Origin of the sequence: Mycolicibacterium arenosum (genome assembly GCF_024320865.1) — a bacterium.
Taxonomy (GTDB): domain Bacteria; phylum Actinomycetota; class Actinomycetes; order Mycobacteriales; family Mycobacteriaceae; genus Mycobacterium; species Mycobacterium arenosum.
This window is the reverse complement of the sequence record NZ_JANDBD010000002.1, coordinates 270217-293884: the sequence shown is the minus strand read 5'-3', so window position 1 is coordinate 293884 and position 23668 is coordinate 270217. Positions and strand designations below refer to the sequence as shown.

The 23668-nt window shown below is 68.6% G+C and carries 1 protein-coding gene; it reads right to left on the bottom strand.

Annotated elements, in window-relative coordinates; all coding sequences use genetic code 11:
- Positions 1 to 4: 4 nt before the first annotated feature.
- The gene (locus NM203_RS05120) at positions 5 to 23299 is read right to left on the bottom strand and encodes a LuxR C-terminal-related transcriptional regulator (protein WP_255059115.1); all 23295 of its coding nucleotides are present in this window, start codon (positions 23297 to 23299) and stop codon (positions 5 to 7) included.
- Positions 23300 to 23668: the final 369 nt, after the last annotated feature.

Genomic DNA, 23668 nt, shown 5'->3' with positions numbered 1-23668 from the left:
CGCCTTAAACCTTAAACGGGTTGGCGGACTGTGGGTCAGGTGCCGCCGCGCTCTGAGTGCCGTCGCCCTCCTGTGGGTCAGCACCGACCGAGCCGCGGTGGTGCGCCAGCGCCACCAATTGCGTGCTCACACGGATCGACAGCTTCCGCATGATCGCATCGACACGCCTGCGCGCCGAGCCGGCGGGCACGTTCATCTTGTCGTCGATCTGCGCGGTGGTCAGACTCTGACCGAGCAGCCGGAACACCGCAGACTCGCGGCGATTCAGTCTGGCCAACTTCGCTCGCAGCCCGGCTGGTGCAACCACGTCGGCGGGAACCGCGAGACCGTGCCGGAAGGCAAGAGCCACCAGCGTTGTGAGTTCGTCGATCTCGGCGTCGCTCATGACCGTCAGGACGGTCGAGGCCGCGGTGCCGGGATTCAGTGACAGCTGCGTGTCGATGCGCTCGTTCGTCGAACCGTGAGCCAGCGCGACCACGACAGCGCGCTCCAGATCGGTCAGCTTCGCGAACCTCTGCGCGACGAGCGTTGCCGCATCTTCAGCCAAGGTGGCGGTCAGGGTCTCGAGGGCACCGGTGTCGTACAGAAGCGAGACTGCGTGGGTGAGGTCACGTGCCCCGAGTCTGTCGAACGCTTCCCGGTAGATCTGCCTGACCGACTCGGTCGTAGTGCCCAGCCGCGTGGCGATCTCCTTGGTGGACTTGCCACGGGCCGCCAAGCTCAGCACCCTCTTTTCGCGCACCGCCAACAGCGCCAGCTTTCCAGCCAACGTGCCCGACATGTCGGCTCGGGGCCGCAAGGTTCCGTTCCGGAACGCCGCTATCACCAGGTTCGGATTGCTCGTGACGCCGAACTTGCGCCGCAAGCTGCCCAGGTCAGTCCGCACGGTGTGCTTGTCAACGCCCAGTTCGGCGCTGATCTCGGTCGCAGCGCCACCCGCGCCAGTCAACTCCAAGATTCGGCGTTCGCGTGACGACAGTTCGACCGACGGCAGAGTTCCGTCGTCTGCTTCCGAAAGACTGGCTCTATGGGCCAGCGCCACCAGCCCGATGCGGTCTTCGGCACCCCAGTCGCTCATCGCGCGGTCGAGGTACCGATTGATCCCGGTAACGGTCGTCTCCAGTTTGGCGGCTATCTCGTCCGGAGAGAGTCCCCCGGCGAAGAGGCGCACCGCAAGCTGCTGGCGCGCGGGCCACGAGGTCAGAGTTCGGCGCAGCGCGCCGGATGAATCCGGCGGGACCGACAACAATCCCATGTGATGTGCCTTGGCGACTACCTGGGAACGGCCCTTGACCCCGAACGTGCGCAGCAGCCGTCCGACGTGTCTTTCGGTGGCATTGATACCGAACTGCAGCCGGGTGGCGATCTCGCGGTTCGGCAGGCCCTCGGCCAGCAGTGCCAACACGTCGCGCTCCGCGTCGGTAAGGCACAGCGCGCGTGCGGGATCGGGTGAGACCAACCCGGCCCGGAAGGCGATGACCGTCAGGTGGGCACGATCACGGGCACCCAAGATCCTGATCGCGGACTGCAGCTGGGTCTTGACCGCCGCCGCGCTGGTCGACAGTTGCGAGGCGATCTCGGCGTCGGCCATACCCCCGGCCAGCAACGCGGTCACCTCCCGACCCCGGGGTGTGAGCGCGGTGAGGCTCGGCGCGGCGGCACCGGTCCGCACCGATGTCACCAGACCGGTGTCCCAGGCCGTCGTAACGAGCTGCAACCGCTCGCGGGCACCGAGCTTGGTCAGGACATCTCGGACGGTGCGATGCGCGGTGCCCGGATCCCCCGACATCCGTGCGTCGATCTCAATATCGGTGAGGCCGGCGCCGACCAGCGCCAGGACCGCGCGCTCGCGCCGATTCAGCTGCGTCAGGCCCGGTGTGGACAACAGAGCACCCGACGGCAGCGACAGTGTGGCGAGCACATCGTCGCCGGGCCGGTCGATGCGCGGGTGAGCGGACACCAAACCGGCGTCGTAGGCCGTCACGGCGAGCTGGGTGCGTGCCTGAACGCCGAGCTTGCCGGCGATGGCGCGGACCCATCGGGCCACCGTGACCGAGCTGGCGGACAGGCGGGCGGCCAGTTCGTCATTGTCGAAGCCCTGTCCGACCAGCGTCAGCACTTCACGTTCACGGGCGCTGAGCGCGGTTACCCGCGCCGGCCCCGTCCGCGCCGCACCCAGCAGCCCGCGATCCTGCACCCAGGCCACGACGCCCACCCGGTCGGCGACCCCCAGTCTCGCGACGACCTTCCGGCAATGCCGCTGGACTTTAACCTTCGAAATCAACAGCTCTGCCGCTATCTCGGCGTCCGTCCGTCCGGCGGCCAGCGCTAGAGCCACCTCCAGCTGGCGGCTGGTCAGCGGTACATCTTCGACGCGAATGCGGCGGGCCGCGGTGGCGTGGTCCATCGGCTTCTCGCCCCACCACTGCGCGGCGTGCATCAGATGCCACCCGAGCAGGCGGTCACTGTCGACCTCGAGACTCACCAGATCACCGGGTTCCGGCAGATCGGATCGACCGGGGTACAGCAGGCCCCTGACGCGCCGCAACTCGGCTTTGGCGTCCTCACCGGTAACGATTCGCTCGAGGTCCCGCGCGGCACGCCGAACGTCCGCCAGCGACTGACGCAATTTCGTCGCGTTCCGCGGCCAGGTGAAGCCTCGGCGCGCGGCGAGCACGCTGCCGTCGCCCGACAATCCGGCTTCGATCCGGTCGACACCGCAGCTGCGGTAGTAGGGCTCCAGCTTGGCGTTGCCGACTCGGGCAAAGCCCCGGCCGCGCAACGTGGCGATGTCGATGAAGCTCGCGACCTCGTACACGACGAGTCGTCCATCGCTATCGCGGTAGAAGTTGTGCCGGATCCTGCCGACCCGCTGCGCGCCGAAATAGATCGCGCCGACCAGGACGACTTTTTCGCCGGCGACCGAAGCGCTGAATTTCACGGGAAACGGACCGTAATGACCCGACAGGTCGCGGGCGAACCGGGCCAGGATGTCCGGCGTCGCGCGGTTGTCGACCACCTCACCGAGATCGGCCGCGAAGCGGGGGTCCGCGTGGCGATCCCGCCAGCCGCGCGCCCGGTATTCGGCGACGTTGCGCGGCGCGCGCAGCGCCGCGTCTCCGGGATCGTCCTGGCGGTCCTTGACCAGCGGGCCGATCACACGATCCAACAGCGTGCGGCCCAGCCGGGTCTCGCCGAGGTTGGCCAGTTCCTTGGGTGCGGGAACATCGGTTTGCCTGTCGAGGCGACGGGCGACGTCGTTCAGCAGCCCGGCGTCGGCGTCGGCGTCCGCCGCCAGGTCGAAGGCGGCGCGCGCCAAGCCGCGCAGCGTCGTCCGCAACCGATACGCGTCCGAGGTTTTCCAGCCGAAGTCCCTGCGGGCGAGGCGATAGGCACTGCGGCCGGGCCCGGCCTGGGTTTCGATCCGGTCGACGCCGCGGCTGAAGAAGTAGCTTTCGACGGCGGCCTCGAGAGCGATCAGCCCGTCTGGGCCGTCGACGTCGTCCGGTGCGAGTACGACGTCACCGCCGTCGACCACCAATCTGCCGTCCCGGTCGCGGAAGATCGTTGCGCTGAACCGGCCGACGGTCGCGTCCCTGCGGCTCACGATGCCGTCCACCTCGACGACGCCGGCCCAACTCACCGCCGTCGCGTCGAAACGCAACGGCCCGTAATGACCGGAGAGATCGAATCCGATCTGGTCGACACCTTCCGCGTCGCCGGAGTCGACGACGTCGCCGAGCGGGCGCTCGGGCACGCTCGGCGGGCCCTGCACGAAGCCGACCCGCTCGGCGGCCGCCAGTTGCGCGGGCTCGAAGAGCAGGTCGACGGCGTAACCGTCGGCGTTCAGGTATCCGGCCGCGGTGAGCGACACCGCGTCTTCGCCCCACGCCGGCGGCCAGTCCGACCAGAGTCTGGTGTGCGGGTCGTACAGCCGGATCACGCCGTGCATGTTGAACGCCACGTAGGCATGCCCGCCGGCCGGCGCACCGCGGTCCGCCCACGACGAGACCAGCACGGCCGACGAGAGTGCGCCGAGTTCGCGCAGACGTTCGAACACCTGCTGATAGGTCTGGACCTCCGCACCCGACCCGAGTGCTTCGTACAGGTCTCGTGCTGGAACCCCGCTTGCCGTCGGCACCGTCTCCAAATCGATGTCGTGGTCGTAGATCTCGGACAGCACCTCGGCCACCCCATGTGCGCAGTTGGTCCGCAACTGCCTCTCGCCCCACCACTCGGCACCGGTGAGCAGCGCGCGTGCCAGACCGGGCTCGTTGGCCAGGACGGCGAGGTCGAGTGGGGACGGCAAGCCGGCGCTGCTGCGTGTCAGGGCCTGCAGCACGCGGTCGAGCGCCGCGCGGGCGGCCGGTTCGGCGTGCTCTCGTAACTCACCCGCCAGGCGCCGCAGGTTGTCCACCGACTCCTGGCGCAACCTCGGGTCGGCCGTCCAGCCGAAGCCCCGTAAGGCCGCCTGGTACCCGTCGGTCCCCCGCGGCGCGCAGAACGCTTCGTGGCGGTCGACGTCGTTGCGCAACGAGTAACGCTCCAGCTCGGTCAGCGCCGCCTCGAATCCCTTGTTGCGGAACGTCTCCTGCAGCTCAAAGCCGGTCTCGGTGACGACGAACTCGCCGTCGAGATCCGAAAACCTGAGCTGCAGGCTGCCGATCCGCTGGGTACCGTTCAGGATCACACCGTCGAGCACCACAGTGAGTGTCTCGTCGTTCCCGGCGTCTGCTGTGGTGAACTCCACCAGGTACGGCCCGTAGTGGCCGGACAGATCACGGGCGAACTGCGCCACCGGTGGCCCGTCGACGCTGTCCAGAATCACCCCAAGCGGATCGGCGTGGCGGGTGTTGACGTCGCGCTGCGACGGTGACTGCGCCCGGTACGCGACGACTGCCGCGGCCTTGTGCGCCTCGCCGGGGACGTCGGAACCATCAGTCGGACCGAAGGCGAAGCCGAGCACCCCGCTGCGCACATGGTAGTACGGCATCATCTGCGCCGTCATCGCATCGATGACGGCCTGGAACTGGTCGCGGGGCAGGTCCGGTGCGGGGTCGACCCTGGCCTCCCGGACGGTGAGATAGCCCTTCGCGTTCCGCGAGTAGATGCGTTCGACGTCGCCGATGTGGCGGTCGCCGTCGAACATCGCCCCGACCAAATGGATGCCGTCGGACTGCGCCCAGCCCCTGTAGGCGATGCGGCATGGCCCGTAGTCGCCGGACAGGTCGGCGGCCAGTCGGTCGATCCTGCCTGGGTCGGCGCTGTCGACGACTTCGCCCAGCGGAATGACCTGGCGGTGGTCGACCTTTCGGGTGGCGGTGTCCTGCCAGAAATAGCTGCCGCGGCGCCAGCGGGGACGCCACCACCGGCGGGCGGCCGCCGCGTCGGGGTTGCGTCGCGCGCGGCCCGCAGCCGGGTCGACGGTGCGTCCGCCCCGAACATCGCGATGCGGCTCGTGGTTGATGCGGTCGGTCGCGCCCGCGGCGATCCGGCCGAAGTTGGTCTGTGCCTCCGCCGCGGATTCGGCGGTGACACGCACGGCACCGAACCATCCCATCGCGGCGTCGGCCCCCACCCCGAACCCGAAGCGGCCGCGCGAGCCCGGCGTGCGACCACCCAATGAGGCGATCCGGCTGTGGGAGGCGGCCGCCACGTAGACGCCCACCCCGTGGCCCAACTCGCGAGCGTGCCGTAGCGGACCCGCCCCCGGCGAGTCGTCAAACGTCACCGAGCGCACCTGGCTTGCCAAGCGGCCGCCGGCGCCGGCGTAGGCGGCGACCGTCGCCCCCCACCGGTGCCCGAAGACGTGATTGCCGCGGAACCGGTGCCCATCGGCGGCCCACATTTCGCGCGCCGCGGTGAATGCCTGGATGTCGGCACGCAGCCGCGTGCTGGCCGCGAGTAGCGAATCTTGTTGTAAAGCCTTGCTATAGCCGTCCAGACCGGCGGCGACGGTGTAGCCGAGCCACGCGATCGACGCCATCGCCGATTCGGGCGCTTGCGTACGGGCCGACTCCAACTGGCTCTTGGCGGTCGCCGCCCACACGTCGAGCCGTTCGATCTTCGCGGTCGGCCCGGCCACGTGCCAGCTCACCGTGTCCGCGGTGAGCGGATCGTCGCCCCACGCCACGAGGACACGCCCGCCGCCACCGGGGCCGGTCACGTCGAGTGCCAAAAGCCAAGGGCCACTGACGTCGTCGGATTCCGCGTCGAGCAGACGGCTGAGCCGTTGCCATCGCGTCCGCTGCCGACGCGACCCGTCGCCCCCGCACAGCTCGCGCAGAACCGCCATGTTGGCCTCGTGACGCGCGGCCACCGGGATGCCGTCGGCGTTGCCGATCGCGTGCGGGTACGCGTCGAGTACCGCGCGCTGCCGGGTTCCGTCGAGGCTGGCCCACCACGCCGTGTTGGCGCGGGCCGGCTCGGCGACCGCCTGAACCGAGCCCGACAATCCGGTCAGCGTCGCCGGGGTCAGCGGCGGTACGCGTCGCGACAACGCGTCCCGTGCCAGTTGCCCGTCGGGGTCGTTCCCGGTCGGAACGTCACGCCAGCGCTCGCCGGCGGACCGCACGGGCTCGGCCTCGCCCGCGGTACGCAGCGGAGGTTCTGCGTCGATCAACGGATGCATCGGGTTGCCGTCGGCGTCGAGGTAGCCCACCACCGTCTGGGCCACCGCATCCTGACCCCAGAACGGCGGCCATCCCGTTGTGGTGCCGAGGCGGGGGTCGAAAAGCTTGATCTGCCCGTCCACGTTGATCGCCAGGTACGCATGCGCCCCGCGCTCGGGTCCCCCCTGCGCCCACACCGAGACCAGGACCGCGCAGTGCCTGGGCCCCAGCCGCTGTAGCTCTGCGGCCACCTCGTCGTAGGACTGTGCGACACGCGCGGTCGAGTTGAGGGCCTCGAAAAGCACACGCGGAGGCAGGCCGGCCGCAGTCGGCTCGGCGATGACGGCGAGGCTGCGTCCGTAAAGTCGGCCCAGCCATTTGGTCAGCGCCACAGCACTATTGGGAACCTTATCCGCCACCCAGCCCGCGGTCCGGGCGATCAGCTGCCAGCCGAGATCCTGCTCCTGTGGCGTGGTGAGCGCAAGCAGTCCGAGCGGCGTCGGCACATCGAGGCGGCCCGGCTCCAGCCGCGCCAGGATGTCGTCGAGCGCCATCCGGGCCTCGACGCTGACGCCCTGCTCGATCAGCGCGAGGGCTGATTGCCGGATGCTGGCCAGTGACTGCTCCAAGCGCACCGGGTCGGGATCCCACGTGGCCGCGGCATAGGCCGAATCTTCGGCGTACCCGCCGAGCCGTCGTCGGTGTTGGGCACCACTGGCGCGGAAGTAGCTTTCCAGTTCACCGAACACGGCTGCGTAGTGGGCGTCGTCGGACGGGTCGGCGAAGCCCTGCTCGCTGTCGAAGACCATGAGATCACCGTCGCCGTCGCGGAACACCGTCGCCAGGACCGCCCCCACCCGGCGTGCGCCGTCGAAGACCTCAGCCTCGAGTCGCAGGTTCGGCCCGTGGTCGCCGGGCCTGGCGTGCGCGCTGAATCGGACCCGGCAGCCGCCGTAGACCCCAGAGAGGTCGTGGACGAGGGTGGCGATCAGGTCGGCACCGGCCGGGTCGTCGAGGACATCGAGCGCGTCGAGCACATTGCCCAACGGATCGGCGAAGTCGGTATCGACCGGGGCAACCTCGCCCGTTTCCACGCGGTCGACGCCGCTACGGAGGTAATAGAAGTCGTCGAGTTCGGCTTTGATGTGCGTGCGCACCGCGTCTCGGCGCTCGACGTCGTTGATCATCAGCCCGAAGTCGCGGACCACCAAGGCGCCTTCGTCGTCGCGGTAGTAATGCCGTCTGAACTCCCCGACGCGCCGGCCGCCGTCCCGGATCCGTCCGGAAAGCAGAACGCCGTCCGGCCCGCCCCGACCGCGCAGGGCGACGAAGTAGGGACCGTAATGTCCCGACAGATCGCTGGCCAACTGGTCGGCGGCGTTGTCGGCGACGGCGTTGTCGACGACGTCGCCCAGGCGCTCGGCGAACCGGCTGTCGGCGAAGCGGTGTTCCGGTTCGGTGTCGCGGTATGCCGCACGCGCCTCGTCCTCGCTGCCACCCCGTACGAGGCCGACGTCGTCGGCGGCGGCGAGGTCCTCGTCGACATCGATCAACGGCACCATCGGCAGTCCCTCGGCATCCAGGTAGCCGACCGCGGTCGTGCTGACTGCGTGTTGTCCCCACCACGGCGGCCATCCCGAGGTCTTGGCCACGTGAGGATCGAACGTCCGGATCTGCCCGTCGACGTTGATCGCCAGATACGCATGCCCGCCGGCCCGCATGTTGCTCGGCGCCCACGCGGAGACCACGATCGCGCAGTGCCCCGGCCCCCTGCGGAGCAGTTCGGCGGTGACCTCGTCATAGGACTGCACGTGTTGCGCGGCCGAGTTGGCCGCCTCGAACACGGCACGCGCCGGTAACCCGGCTGCTGTCGGCGTGGCGGTGACGACATAGCTGCGCCCATAACGCCAGCCCAGCCACTTACTCAGGGCTACACCGCAATTCGGGTGGCCATTGGTGAGCCAGCCGACGGTCCTGGCGATCAGCCGACGGCCGAGGTCCTGCTCGTCATCGGTGGTCAAGTTCATCAGTTCGAACGGCGTGGGTACGTCCAGCGAACCCCGCTTCAGCCGATCCAGCACGTCATCCAGACGCAGGCGAGCCTCGACGCTGACTCCCTTCTGAATCAGCGAGGTCGCGCACATCCGAACGCTGGCCAGCGACTGCTCGAGACGGACCGGGTCGGGATCCCAACCCGCCAGGGAAGTGGAGCGGAATTCACCGGCGCACAGCAGTCGGCTCCGATGTTCGGCGCCGCAGCGACGGAAATAGCGTTCCAACTCGCTGAACACGGCGATGTAGTGCTCGTCGTCGAAGCGACCTTCGAACCCCTGCTCGCTGTCGAACACCGTGAGCGTGCCGCCGTCGTCGCGGAACACCGTCGCCAGAAAACCGCCCACGCGCCGGCTGCCGTCGAAGACCCGGGCCTCCAGCCGCAGTGTCGACGCGTCACCCGCCGGGGTTGCCTGCACAGTGACCTCGACTCGGCAGCTGCCATACCACCCGGACAGATCCTCGGCGAGGCCGGCGACCCGGTCGGCGGTGGTGTGATCGTCGAGCACGTCGCCCACGGCTTCAGCGCGGTCGGTATCGATGCGGTCGGCGCCGTCGCGACGGACAACGCGGCTGTCGACGTAGCCATCCTCAAGCTCGTCGTCACCCTGTCCTCGCGTTTCAACGCGCCCGCTGTCAGGGTCCGCGGCGTCCTGAATCAACCATCCGACGGACCGCGCGAGCAACACGCGTCCCAATTCCGGGGCGTCCGGGGTCGCTAGGTCGCGGAGGTGTTTCAGTGCGGGCAGGTGTCCGTTCTGCAGTTCGGCGCGAAGGTCTTCGAGCTGCTGGTGTGCTTCACCACCAACCACTCGCCTGATCACCGCGCGCACCGACGCCGACATGGCGATCCTCGACGCCGTCAACCGCGATGGATCCCACGTGAGATGCTCGAGCGCCCACGGGTTGGCGGCGGCCAAGGCCAGCCGTTGAGGATGCACGATGCCGCTGCGGCGCAGATAGCGCTCCAACTCGCCGAAAATCGCCAGGTACTGGACATCGTCGACGCCGGTGTCGAGTCCCTCCTCATGATCGTGAAGTCTCAATTCGCCCGCGTTCCACTCCTCCACCACGGCGAGGTAGCCGCCGACGCGTCGTCCTCCGTCGTCGAAGACGCTGGCCTCGAGCCGCAACTGCGACATGTCCTTTGACGCTCGTGCGGTGAAGGACACCCGGCAGGTGCCGTAAAGACCGGACAGATCGTCGCTGAGTCGGGCCAACCTGCTCGCGTTGGCCAAGTCGTAGATCAACGCGCTTAGCGGTTCAGCGCGGTCGGTATCCACACGGTGGTCGGTGGCGGTTTCGTAGCGCACACCGCCGCTGCGCTCGAAATAGTAGGAGAGTTCGGTGTCCAAATGAGTGCCGACCCATTCGCGCAACCTAGGGTCGGCGGTGGCGAGCCGAACCTCCCGCGCCACCAACCCGTTGCCGTCACGGTAGAAGTGCCACTCGAACTCCCCGACGCGTTCGCCGTCGGCGTAGTCGATCTGCCCGGACAAGTGCACACCGTCGGCCCCGCCCCAACCGACCAGCGCGACTCGAAACCGCCCGTAGCGACCTGCCAGGTCATCGGCGAACTGCGCGACGACCGACTCGTCGTGGGCGTGGTCGACGACGACACCCAACGGGTCGACCAGCTCGAGGTTGACGAATCGACTGGCGCGATCCTCGCGGCGGTAAGCCGCGCGGGTCTCATCGCGCGGGCCACGCACACGACCGACCGCATCGGCGGCAGCCAACTCGCCGACACTGCCGTCCAGCGGGATCACCGGTGTGCCATCGGCGCGCAGGTGACCTACCGCAGTGTCTGCCACCGCATCCGGACCCCATGAAGGCGGCCAGTCGGACCACATCCCGGTATGCGGGTCGAGAAGGCGGATGCGTCCACGGTTGTTGATCGCGAAGTAGGCGTGGCCGGTTCCGGCGCCGCCGACCCATGACGAGGCCAGCACCGCGGACGCGCCGTGTCCGCCGGCGAGCAGGCTTCTCTCAACGTCCGCATATGTGGTGAGTCGAGCGGCCGTGCCCACCGCCTTGAACAACGTTCGCGCCCGCACTCCAAGCAGCGAGGGCGGCGTGTCGAGGCGGCACTTGCGGCCGTAGAGCAGCCCAACAGCCGCGGCTATCCCGTGAGCGCAGCTGGTGTGGAAGTCGACCACCGACGCCAGCATCTCCTGGCCGAGCCAGCGCTCCGGGTCTAGGACGTCGGCTGTCTGACCGAATACCGATGTCGTCAGGTCCCCTGCGCGGAGCGCGAGACCGAGTACGTGTGCGCGGCTGTTGGCACCCAGCTTTCTCAGTACGGCGTCGACGTGTTGGCTGACCGAAGCAACGGGCAGGGACAGGTGGGCAGCGACGTCATCGACGGGGTGCCCCTCGGCCAGCAGAGCCATCACTCGACGGCGCGACGACACGAAGTCGTTGGCCGCCCGGCGAGTCCGTTGGCTCACCCGAACGTGACCTGTGGCGTTCGGAGTCAACATGTTGTGGCGCAGTGCGACGGTCACCAGCCGACCGCGGGAGTAGACGTCGAGTGACCGCAGAAGTTCACTGATGTAGCCCTGCGCGGTGTGCTCGCTCACCGACAGCTGTTCAGCGATGGCGGCGGGGGTGCGACCCTCGACGAGCAGCGCCGCTACGTCGTTCAGCCGTGTCGTGAGCACGACCCGCCGCTGCGTCGGTGCGGATCGCGCGTCCCCCGGCGTCTCCGGACGGACGAAGCCGTGCTCGTAGGCCATCACCACGAGCTGGGTGCGGCTTTGCACCCCCAGTTTCTTGCAGATCCGGTGGACGTGCTGCTTGATGTTGTTCAAGCTGGTCGACAGCCGCGCCGCAATGTGGTTCGGGGTGAGACCGACCACCAAGAGCGCAAGCACGTCGAGCTCCCGGCTGGTCAACGAGTTGACGGCTTCCGGCGCGATCCCCGCGGTGTGACCACGCGGTGTAGCGGGAATGACGCTCCAGCGGTGCGCCAGTGCAGCCAGCTGAACGGGGTTGTCAATTGCCAACTTTCGCAACAAACTGCCCACGTGCTTGCCCACCGCGGACTCCGAGGTGGTGAGCTCAGCGGCGATCTGAGCGGTCGAGGCCCCTGCAACCAGCCGAGCGAACACCGCCTGCTCGGTGTCGGTGAGCTCACCGATCTGCTCGGCGTTAAGGACCGGAACATCGTTACGTTCCTCGTCGGTCAGCGCGGCCAGCGGCCGATCGAGCGCGCTGGACATCGTGCTGTGTGGCGAGGTTTGGGCGGACTGCGGCTGCGAGCGCATCGCTTCGCGCGCAGGGTCCGCCTCCACCGGCCACGCCTGCACGGCCGACTCGGTCAGAGTTGTAGGCGCTGTCGAGGCAGCGGACACGCGCGGCGTCGAGACGAGCCCGGCTCGGTAGGCAACGGTCACCACTTGAGTGCTGGCCTGCACGCCGAGCTTCTGCATGATCACCGCAAGGAGCCGACGCACCGATCCCGCGGCCATCTTCAGATCGACATCGATCTGCGCGGTGGCTCGACCCCGGCCCAACAGGGTCACGACACGGCGCTCCAGCGGGCTCAACTGCCGGAGTTTCGCTGCGAGTCGCGCCGGCAGCGGCGTCGCGGTCGGGGACGGGCCGTCCCATAAAAGCTGATACGCCATCGCCACTAGCTGCGTGGGCTCGGCAAGCCTCATCGCGTCGAGCAACCGCTCGACGGCTTTCGCCGTGGTGCCCGTCGGGTAGGTGAACTTCGCGTCGACTCGCGCCGCCACCAGCCCCCGCGCCAACCACAACATGATCTCGCGATCGGATCCCGACAGACCCGCCACCGCCTCCGCGTCGGTGAATCCGTCCGGCTCAGCAGCCTCGGCAGTCACCAAACCGTTCGCGTAGGCCATCGCTACCAACTCGGCGCGATCACGCATCCCGAGCTTCGCTACCGCGCGCCTGACCAAGCCTTCGACCGTGTCCAGGCGGATACGCCAGTGCCGTGCGATGTCGCTATCGGTGTGGCCTTCGGCGAGCAGCCTCACCACCTCGGTCTCGCCGCCGGTCAGTGCGGCCTTCGCATCCGCCGGGACAGCCGAACTCGTCTCGTGCCAATTGACCTCGAGCAGGTCGCGGTGATGCGCCCAGGCCGCCAATTGTGCGCGGCTGGCCGCGCCGAGCTTTCTTCTCAGCTCACTACACGTTCGCTTCACCGTACTTTCGGCGATGCCCAGCTCCGCCGCGATGGCCGGGTTGCCAAGCCCCTGGCCCACCAGCGCCCACATCGTGCGTTCGGACTCGGTGAGCCGGGCTGCCAATACGCGCTCGTCGGACACCTCGACCCGAGCGAGTGCAGCTGTGGAGCGGTACCCGGCAGCGTCGGCGACCTCGGCTAGCAGCCGAGGATCCGGTACTCCGAGCTTCACCTGAAGTCGTGTGATGTGGCCGGCGGCGACCTCCTCCTCAATCGACAACCGGTCTGCGATCTGACTCGTCGTCAGAGCGGCTGCGAATAAGGCCAGCACCTCGCGCTCGCGCGGTCGCAGCTCGGTCAACACGGCCCCCGCCGCGAAGTCACGCCAGCCCTTCGGTGCTGGTAACTGCTCATCATCCGAGCCGGCATCACTGTTCGACCGCGAACTGTCGCGTGTGTCGCCGCCACCCTGCACGAAACCCACGTCGACCGCTGGCGCCAGCTGCGCCGCACCGGACAGCTCGTTGTGCGGGGTGCCGTCGGGATAGAGGAATCCGACCGCGGTGCGCACAACGGCCGTCTGGCCCCAGAACGGCGGCCAATCCGACCACCGGCCGGTGTGCGGATCGAACAACCACACACCGTCGCCCGCGCGGACCGCGAGGTAGCCGTGGCCCCCGGTGCGGGTGCCGCCCTCCGCCCACGCCGATGTGAGTACCGCCGTCGACCCCGGCGGCATCGTCATCAACCTCGTGCGCACCTGTTGATAGGTGAGGTCGCGTTCGGGCGCACACCGCAGCAACGCGAAGATGTCTCGGGCCGCGACCCCTTCGCGCGTTGCCACCACCTCGCCGAACGCGAGCTCGTGCCAGAACCGGATGAACCGCATCAGCGCGACGCCGCAGTTCTCGCCCCGCGGGTCAGCGCCCACCTGGCCTTCACCGCTGTCGGTGGCGGCCTCGATGATGGCGGTGTACGCGTCGTGGCCGAGTAGACCGGCCGCGTGGTGCTGCGCGACGAGCGAGCCGAACCCGGGTGTCGGGTCGACCCCGTCGAACCATTGTTTCGGTCCCCACGTGTCTGCGACCTGCTGAAGCCAGGTGCGCATTGCCCCGTGTAGTCCGGAGAGGATCTGCGCCCGGTCGGCGAGGCCCACACCGCCCTCAACCAGCTGGTCGTCGAGCGCTCGCAGCTGACGCACCCCCTCGTCAAAGGCGGCGTTCACTTGCGGCGGTGTCAGGGTGCCGGTACGCACACGGGGCAGACCGAGTGCGCGTACGGCCAGGTGGGCCGGTCCCGCTGCCACGTGCAGCCATCTCGCCCGCAGGGGTGTCGACGCGAAGTCGCGGGACTGCAGCGGGATGATCCCGCGGCCCTCGGTGCGATCCATCAGCTCGACACCGAGGTCGGCCCTGCCGGGCACTGTCAGTGCGACGAGCTGGTGCGGCTGACGCAGGTTGTCGTCGCCGGCGTGCAGGGTGGCCACCGCCTCGTCGAGCGCCAGGCGGGCACGGCCGCTCAGCTCGGGGCGTAGGCGGTCCGCGGCATCGGCCACGCTGGCCAGCGACACGTCGAGCTCGTCCCGACTCCACACGGCGCCCCGGCGCGCCGCCGCGCTGCCGCCGCCGGTCGTCCACCTGGTGTGCACATAGGCCACTCCGCAAGCGCGGAAGTAGGTTTCGAGCACCGCGGCGACGGGTGCTGCGAACCACTCGTCGGGCAACGCCGCCGCGCGGAACTGACCAACCTCGTCGACCACCAGGTCGTTGTCACCGTTGCGGTAGGCATGCCGCTGGATCTGCCCGATCGGTCGGCCCCGATGAAAGACCTCGCCGAACAGGTGAACGCCGTTCGCCCCGCCGTACCCCTGCCAACTCACCCGGCAGGGTCCGTAGATGCCCGACAGCGCGTCGGCGAGCCGGTCGACCCCCGACTGGTCGTCGGGGCTGGCGGCAACGCCGTCGACGACCTCGTTGAGCGGTGGGGCGAAGTCGGGGCGCACCACGCGAGCATCCGGATCCCCGCGCAGGTACGCCTTGACCGCGGCCCGTCGCCGCAGATCCCCTGCGACGTCGCCGATGTCGTCGGCCGCCGCGAGCTGCTGCACCGGGTCGACCAGCCGCGCCAGCGGCGTTCCGTCGGCGTTGAGGTAGCCCACGGCCGACTTGGTGACCGCATCCTGCCCCCAATACGGCGGCCAGTCGAGCGGGATGCCCGCTCTCACGTCGACCAGCAGCACCCGGCCGTGGTCGTTGACGGCCGCGTAGGCGTGCCCGCCAGTGCCCGCCGGCGACCACGCCGACGCGATCAGGGCCGAGGCACCGTGGCCCAGGTGCAGGAGCCTTCGCTCGATCTCTTCGTAGTCCGCGAACTCGGCGGATGACCCGACCGCCTCGAACATCGCACGCGCGGGCAACCCGTTCGCGGTCGGCTCAGCGTCGATACGCCAGCCGGGTCTCATGTAGAAGGCCCTCGCCCACTCCACCACGTCGATTGCGCAGTTGCGCAGGCGCTGCACGCTCCACCAGTCGAGGCCGGCCATCACCTTCTGGCCCAGATCGTCTTCGCCGGGCGCCGACAACGTCGCCAGCTCGGCCGATTTGGGCAGCAGCGGATGGCCTGCGCGCAACCGTTCCATCATCTCGAACAGCAACGGCAGGGCGCGTTCGTCGACGTCGCCGGCCAGTGACTGTATCGATCGACGGACCCCGTCGAGGGACTGCTCGAGGTGATCGGTGCGCGACGACCAGGTCTCACCCTCCAGCGCCCGGCGGTGGCCGTTGCCCTCGAAAGACGTGTGTCGAAGCCGGTACTCGATGCCGCTGCGCCGATAGTAGCGCCGCAGCTCCCGTTCAAGAGCTTCGCGGAAGCCGCGGCCAGTGAACGCGTCATCGAGCTGGAAGCCGTCCTCGAAGACGCACAACGCGCCGTCACCGTTGCGGAAGAACCCAAGGTGTATCTGACCGATGAACTGCTCTCCGTTGAGGACGCGGCCAGAGAACACCGCGCTTTCCCGGTTCCGGTGGCGGAGCTGCCGACCCGTGAGCTCGACGCGGTAGGGACCGTAATAGCCGGACAAGTCAGTGGCGAGGCGGTCAATCGCCACGTCGTCGTCAAGGTCGTGGAGAATCCACGCGATCGGCTCGGCGTGATCGGCGTTCACCCTGCGCACCGACGAGGACGTTTCGCGGTAGACGGTTGCGGCGGTCACTGCGGCCGCGGGCCGGTCGCCGGGGCCGGCAACGGTGACCCGGCTGCGTCGGTAGTAGGGGCTCAGTTGGGCGTTGAGCGCCGCTATGAACTCGTCACGCTCACGCGTCCCACCCTCGACCATCGTCGACCCGTCAACCACGAGATCGCCGGTGCGGGTGCGATAGAAATGCCGCTCGACGTCACCGATATAGGTGCGGCCGTCGAACACCGCACCAGTCAGATGAACACCGTCCTGGTTCTGCCAGCCCCGCAGCACAACTCGGTAGGGGCCGTAACGACCCGACAGGTCATCGGCGAGCCACTGGGCACGAACCGCATCGGCTGGCCCCGCGATCAATTCACCGACGGGGTCGGCGTAGCGGCTGTCGACCCGGCGGTCCGTGATGTCTTGGCGGTAGTACTCGACCGCAGGCCAACGCAATCCGCGACGCGGTATGCCAGCGGAGGGTACAAGCGACGGCACCCGGCCCGCGGCCGGCTCCCGCATGCTGCGGCCCAGCCGGATGCGATGCCGTTCCCGCTCGACGGTATCGAGCTTGCCCGCGGCGACACGTCCCATGTTCGCCAGCGCCTCGCCGCGCACCGCACCGGTCTGCCCGACATGGCCGTAGTAATCGGCCTGCTCGCCGACGAACTCCGCGGTCACTCGCTTGGCTCCGAACGCGCCGGCAGCCGGGTCGGGCCCCCGGCCGCGTACCCCCCGCTCCGACGAGGAGACCGCGACGAACACTTCGATGTCAGGACCGACGTCGCGCGCGTGGCCGAGCGGCAACGCATCTGCGCGGCCGACGATGGTGACCGAACGGACCATTCCGTCGAGCCGGCGACCGGCGGCGGCGTAACCGACCTCGGCGGCCGCGCCGCCCCGCGCGAAGAGGTGGTTGGCCGAGAATGGGCGCCCGTCGCCGGCCCACATCTCGCGCGAAGCGTTGAACCCGCCGATGGCGCTGTGCAAGGCGTCGCCGCCCATCCGCGCCCAGAACCGTCGGGCCCGCTGCCACCGCGACGAGCCGTCGAATCCAACCCACGCGATCGACGCGGCCGACAGTTGCGGATCTTCGGTCTGCGTGGATCGCAGTTGATTCAACGCGTCACTCAAACCCGTGTCCAACCGGTCAACCACCGCGCCGTCTCCACTGATGTGCCACGACACCGACTGCGCCTCATCCGGATCGGCACCGAAACTCAGCACGACGCGCCCTCTGCCGCCGAATGCCAGCGGGTCACAGGACAGCAGCAGGGGCGCGCCTATGCCGACCGCTTCGGCCTTAGCCGCGGCGTCGCGCAGCGCCCTGTCGACGCGATCAAGCCACGCCGCGAGTTTGCGCATCGCGCGAGGCATCGGCTCGCCACGCTCTGCAGCGGCCGCGAGCTCGGCGTGCATCTGCTGCAGCACAGTGGAATTGACCTGATGGCGCACCTGCGCCGGGACGCCGTCAGCATTGCCGATCGCCCACGGGTAAGCCTTCTTCACCGCGTCCTGTTGAGTGGTGGTCAACCCGTCCCACCAGACAACGTTGGCGCGCGCGCGTTCGGCGGCCAGCGTCGCCGATGCCAGCGGACTGACCAAATGATCGGCCCTGACCGGCGGAATCCGTTGTGCCAGAGCCTGATCGGCGACGATGATCGCCGAGTCGGCTGTCGGCTCAGTTGGGCGCCCTCGCACGAGGCCGATCCGCTCGGCCACCGCATCGAGCTGCGTCACAGGGTCGTAGAGCGGCTTGATCGGGTAACCGCGGTCATCGAGGTAGGCCACCGCGGTCGCGGTCACCGCTTCCTCGCCCCAGGCCGGCGGCCAGCCGGACCGGCGGCCGGTATGCGGGTCGATCAGATAGATCTGCCCGCCGTCGTTCACCGCAAAGTAGGCGTGCCCGCCCGAGCGCGCACCGCCCGGCGCCCAGGCCGAGGCCAAGACTGCGGACGACCCGGGACCGAGTTTCTTCAGTCGGGCGCGCACATCGTCGTAGGACCGGAGAAGCTCCGCGCCGCTGGCCGCGGCCACGAACAGGTCGCGCGCGGGCACCCCGAGTTCAGACGGCGGCGATTCGACGACGAACCGTCTGAGATAGCGGTCCGACAACGCGTTGGCGACCGTGTGCGCGCAGTTCGCGGTCAGATGTTTCTCGACCCAGCAGGCGGTGCTCGCCATCAGCCTGCGGCCCAGATCGGGATCGTCGTCGGTGTGCAGACTCGCCAGGAAACCCGGCGGCACCAGTTCGATCGCATCCAGGTCGGCGCGCAGACCGGCCAGGTCGCCCCGCCGCACCAGCTCTACCCTGTCCGGGTCGAACCACGGCTGCTCGGTCATCCACCGGACCAGCGCACTCCACTCGACCACAGCATCCAACCGTTGCCGGGCGTCGCCCTCGGTCGTGGCCAGCAACCCGCGGGCGGCTGCCTGCACATTCTCCATCGACTCGCCCAGGCGCGTCGCATCCAGGATCCAGGTGAACCCGTCTAGCGCACGGTCGGCCCCGTCGTCGCCGACGACGGCGTAGCGCTGCACGCCGGCCACGCCCGCACGCAGGTAGTACCGACCCATTTCAACACCGAGGTTCTCGACGAACATCCATCCCAACGGGTGCTGGCCGGTGCTGAGCGCCGCTTCGAAGACCACCAGCCGGTCACGGTCGTCGCGGAAGAACACCCGACGCAGGTCCCCCACATGTGAATCGCGGTCGAAAATCTCACCGCTCAACGCGATGTGCGGTCGTCCCGCGGTGAGGTAGCCCACTGCGGCGAACTCGACACGGAGCGAGCCGTAGACACCGGACAGGTCGTCGGCGAAACGAGTCACCCGCTCGTGATCGCCGACGTTGCTCAGCAGGTCGGTCAGCAGTTCGGCTCGCAGGCTGTTAGCCGGTCGGAACCGGTGATCGCGGGCCAACGAATCACCGACGAGGCCGTCGAGCACGCGACGGTACACCGCGTCGACCGACGCCTGCAGCTCAGCCGGCGCCACCCACGGGTCTCGGGGGAGTGCCTCGGCCTCGATCTCGATGCCGGCGACGCCGCTACGGCGATACAGCATGTCCAGTTGCAGATCGAGCTCGTCGAGGAACTCCGTCAACGCCGGTGACGGGTCGGCGCTGAAGACCGTTTCCGTTTCAACCACCTGCAGGTCGCCGTTGGCGTCACGATGGAAGCGGTAGGCGACGGTGCCGAGAGGCTGGTCACCATCCAGCACCGTGCCGACAATGCGGACGCCGTCATCGCCACCGGTGCCCGACAACGCCAGGCGGAAGGGCCCGTACGATCCCGACAGCTCGCTCGCCAACCGACGCACCACAGCCCGGTTCTCCGCGTTGTCGACCACGACCCCGAGCGGAACGGCGGAACCGGTGTCGACCGGCCGGCCCGTTGGATCCTGTGCAACCTCATCACGGAACACACCGTCGCGCGCTTCCGGCTCGTACCTGATCCGCGGGCTGCGCCAGTAGTAGTGGTCAAGCTCCCATTCGAGATGCAGACTGACACGGTCACGCATCTCGGCGTCGTCGATCCTCAGCACGACCTCGTGGACCACCAGCTCGCCGGCAGGGTCGCGGAAGAAGCGGCGCTCGATCTCGCCGAGGTATCGGCCGCTGTCCCACACCTCGCCGACCAGGTGCACGCCATCCGGTCCACCCCAGCCGCACAGGCTCAGACGGAACGGACCGTAGCGCCCGGACAGGTCGGCGGCCCACTGCTCGATGACGGCCCGATTGTCCGTCGCGGCAATAACGACATGGAGCGGGTCGGCGTGTTCGATCTCGACGAATCGTGCTCGCGGGTCCTGCGCCCGATACTGCTCTCGGGTCGATGGCTCGTCGTCGGCGGGCCCACGAACGGGACCGACCTCGTCGGCGGCGGTCAGTTCGTCGGCGGAGCCGTCGAGCGCGGTGACGGGGCTGCCGTCGGGACGGAGATAGCCGACCGCCGTCGTGGCAACCGCCCTATCGCCCCACACGGGTGGCCAATCCGCCAGCTCGCCGGTGGCGGGGTCGTAGTAGTACAGCTGCCCGTCGACGTGTACCGCGACGTAGGCGTGGCCGCCGGCCTTCGTCCCGCTCAGCGCCCACGACGACACCAGAATCGCTGATGACTCGGACGGCATCGACAACAAGGTCTGCTGAACGTCGTTGTAGGTCGCCCGCTGGGCTGCCGAACCGGCGGCCTCGAACAGGGCCCGGCTGGGCACACCGCGTGTCGATGGTCGGACTGATACCTCCATGTCACGCCCGCACCATTCCGATAGCCACGCCGCCGCCTCGTGGGCGCAGTTGTCGCGCAACGAGGTCGCGGCAAACCAGCCCGCGGCGGTCATCAGGTCGACGCCGAGGCGGGGTGCATCGTCGGTGCGCAGCGCCGCCAACAGAGCCGGCGTCGGCAACTCCGGGTGGCTCGGCTGCAGCCGGGGCAGCAGCGTCCGCAGCTCGGCCTGCGCCAGAGGGCCGACCCGCGGCATCAGGTCCGCCACGCACAGACGGATGCGCTCCAATGAATCGGACAGCTTGGCGGGGTCCCATCCGTGGCCGAGCCGCGCCGCAGCATACGAGCCCGCTGCGGTCGGCGTGGCCAGCAACCGGTCCGCGCGGCTGCGCCGGTAGTAGCGAGCCAGCTCGCTTTCCAGGGCGGTGTAGAAGCCGTGCCCCTGGTCGTCGGCGTCGTAGATGGCGATGTTGACGTTCTCGACCACCACATGCCCGTGGGCGTCGCGGAAGTAACGCCGTTCGATCGAGCCGACGTAACGCTCACCGTCCAGGATCGTGCCGGCCAGCCGCACCCCATCGCCCTGGCCGGGCTGAGGAGCCTGACGGGAGAACTCCACCCTGAACGGGCCATAGCCGCCGGTGAGGTCGTCGGCCAATTGGTCGACGAGCGCCGGGCCCACGGCGTCGACGACGTCGCCCAATCGCGGGGCGTATTCGCTGTCTGCTCGTCGGGTCGTGCGGTCGGCTTTGCGGTACTGCGTCCGCGCGGTCCGCGCTCCGGTGGACGGAACCGACAGCACCGCAAGGACTTCCGCCGGCGAGTGGTTCAGCTTGAGCAGCCCGATGGCCTCGACTTGGCGCGACCCCAACCGCACGCGCTCCGGCGCCGGTGGCAGCGCGATGCCGCGCCCGGACGTCGCGTGCCCGGCGGAAACCGACGTCGGCTGCTGGTAGGCAAGCGCCATGAGCTGCGTGCGGGTTGGCGCGCCGCTCTTCCTCAGGATGTCGCGCACCAGATCCTTTGCGGTACCCGACGTCCAGGACATTCTTTTGTCGATCTGGGTGTCGCTGAGACCGTCGGCGATCAAACCGACGAGCATCGTTTCACGTCCGGAGAGCCCGCTCAGCGCCGACTGCGCCTCCGCCTCGGGCACCGGGCGAACGAGACTACTTTCAGACAGCTTGTTGCGCAGGGCTTCCCGATTTCGCAGGCCCACCTTCAGCGCCGCGGTTTGCAGGTGACGCTCGACCTCCCAGACAGGCCGGGACAGTCGTTTCGCGATCTCGTTCTCAGCGAGTCCGAGGCCGAACATGACGACAACTTGTTTCTGACGGCTGTGGAAGCCGGCCAGGGTGCGCTCGTCGATCGCTTTCGCAGCGCGGTCCGGCTGTGTCCGCCGGGTGACCTCCGGACGCGCCGGGGGTCCGAAGTCGGCGCGGCGGAAATTCTCTGTCAACTCAACATAGTTGGACGCTCCCAGCTTCTGCATGGCGGATCCGAGTGCCAACGCAACCCGTTGCTCGCTGAACGACAGTGCTCTGCTGATCTGCCCGACCGATCGCCCATCTGCAAGTAACGCCAATACCTGCAGCTCAGGATCGGTCAGCCCCGCCGCACTCTCGTGATAGATCCGTACGAGTTCGGCTTCGCGGACGCGCAGTTTTAGCATCAACGTGTTCAACACGGAATCCGCGGATCCGCTGCGCACGCGCAGTCGTTTGTCGATCTCAGGGTTCGGCAACCCTTGACCCACCAGCGCCAAAACCTGCCTTTCAGCGACTGTCAGTTTCGCTGCCTCGACCTGTGCGCGTGTCGCGCCGCGCCGAATTGGCACAAGACCTCGCTCGTACCCGATGGCTGCGAGTTGACGGCGATCATGGACGCCGAGTCTGTGCATGACGCGGTCGACGGCGACCCGCACCGCAGCCGGACTGATCGCGAGTTGGCCCGCGATCTCGAGATCGGTGCGCCCGACGGTCACCAGCCTGGCGACCTTCCGATCGAACTCATCCTGCGCCGCGACCTGCTGCGAGGTGACCACCAGACCGGTTCCGATGGCGATCGCCGCGAGTTGGCTCCGCTCGTCGACGCCGAGTTTGAGCATGGCGGCGCGCAGATGACGCTCAGCGGTACCTGCCTTACCGTTGAACAGCGTCGCGTCGATGCCGGCGTCATCGATCAGCTGCACCGTCAGCCTGATCGACTCGATTTCACTGGGGCTCAATAATTTGCGGGCGCTTTCCTGCGCCTCGTCCATCGCCGTCGGAATCACAAGCCGCATGCCGAACGCCGCCACCACCAGACCGACGCGGTCAGCGGCGCCGAGCTTGGCCATCGCCTGGTTCAGAAGGCGATCGACAACCGTCGCACTCACCGACAGCCGACCAGCGATCTCGGTCTCGCTGAGGCCACGCGCGAGCAGGATCACCACCCTGCGTTCGTCATCGTTGAGGCCCGCCGGCGCGGCGCCGACCGATCGCGCGGGGGCGGTGGCGCCGCGTTCGGTGTCGCGCGAGTGAACCAAACCCATCTCGTCGGCCAACTGAACCAACTGCTCGCGCTGGGAGAGTCCGAGCTTGGCCATCAGGGCACGAACCCGTTGCTCGGTGGCGCCCGCGACCGGCGTCCGCGCGTCGATCTGCGCGTCGGTGAACCCTTGCGCCACCAAGGCCAGCAGATCGCGCTCGCGAGGGTTCAACTTCGCTGCCAACAGGGAACTTTCGGTACCTCTCGCCTCCTGCCAGGCACCCGCCTCACGGGCCATCGTCGCAAGTTCGCTGCGGTCCTGCACATCACACTTGGCCATGATGCGAATCAGATGAACCCGCACAACGTCGACGTTGAGGAAGGACTGTTGGGCGATCTCCGCGTCGGTCAAGCCGCGCCCCACCATCGCGGTCACCTGCCGCTCACGCTCGGACAACTGAGCGAGAGTGAACGCGCTTCGAATCCGCCCGACCTGCTGATCGCGCGGCCCCCGCACCTCGCCGACCGCCTCGGCGGCGGCCAACTCACCGGCGGTGCCGTCCAACGGCGTGACCGGCGTGCCATCAGCGTGCAGATACCCCACCGCCATCGCACCCACGGCGTCCTGACCCCACACCGGCGGCCACCCCGACCACTGACCGGTGTGCGGATCGAACAGCATCACGTCACCACCACCGACGTTCACCGCCAGATACGTGTGCCCGCCCAGCTTCTCGTGCCCGGCCCACCGCGACGCCACCACCGCCGCCGACCCGATCGGCATTCCCAACAGCGTCCGCTCGACCTGCCGGTAGTCGTCGTCTCCGCGGACCTGCGAACCCACCGCCTCAAACAGCGCGCGTGCGCGCACCCCACTCGCCGTGGCCTCCGAGCGAACGGTGAACAGGTGCGGGGGGTAAAGCCGCCTCAGGACATCTGCTAGGGCCAATGCGCAGTTCTCACGACGCGAGGTCAGCGA

What these genes read in the sequence shown, in the direction of transcription:
- NM203_RS05120 (WP_255059115.1), bottom strand. Translation starts at nt 23,299, where the DNA reads ATGGCGGTGGGGTATCTGCACGCTGATGGCACGCCGGTCACGCCGTTG.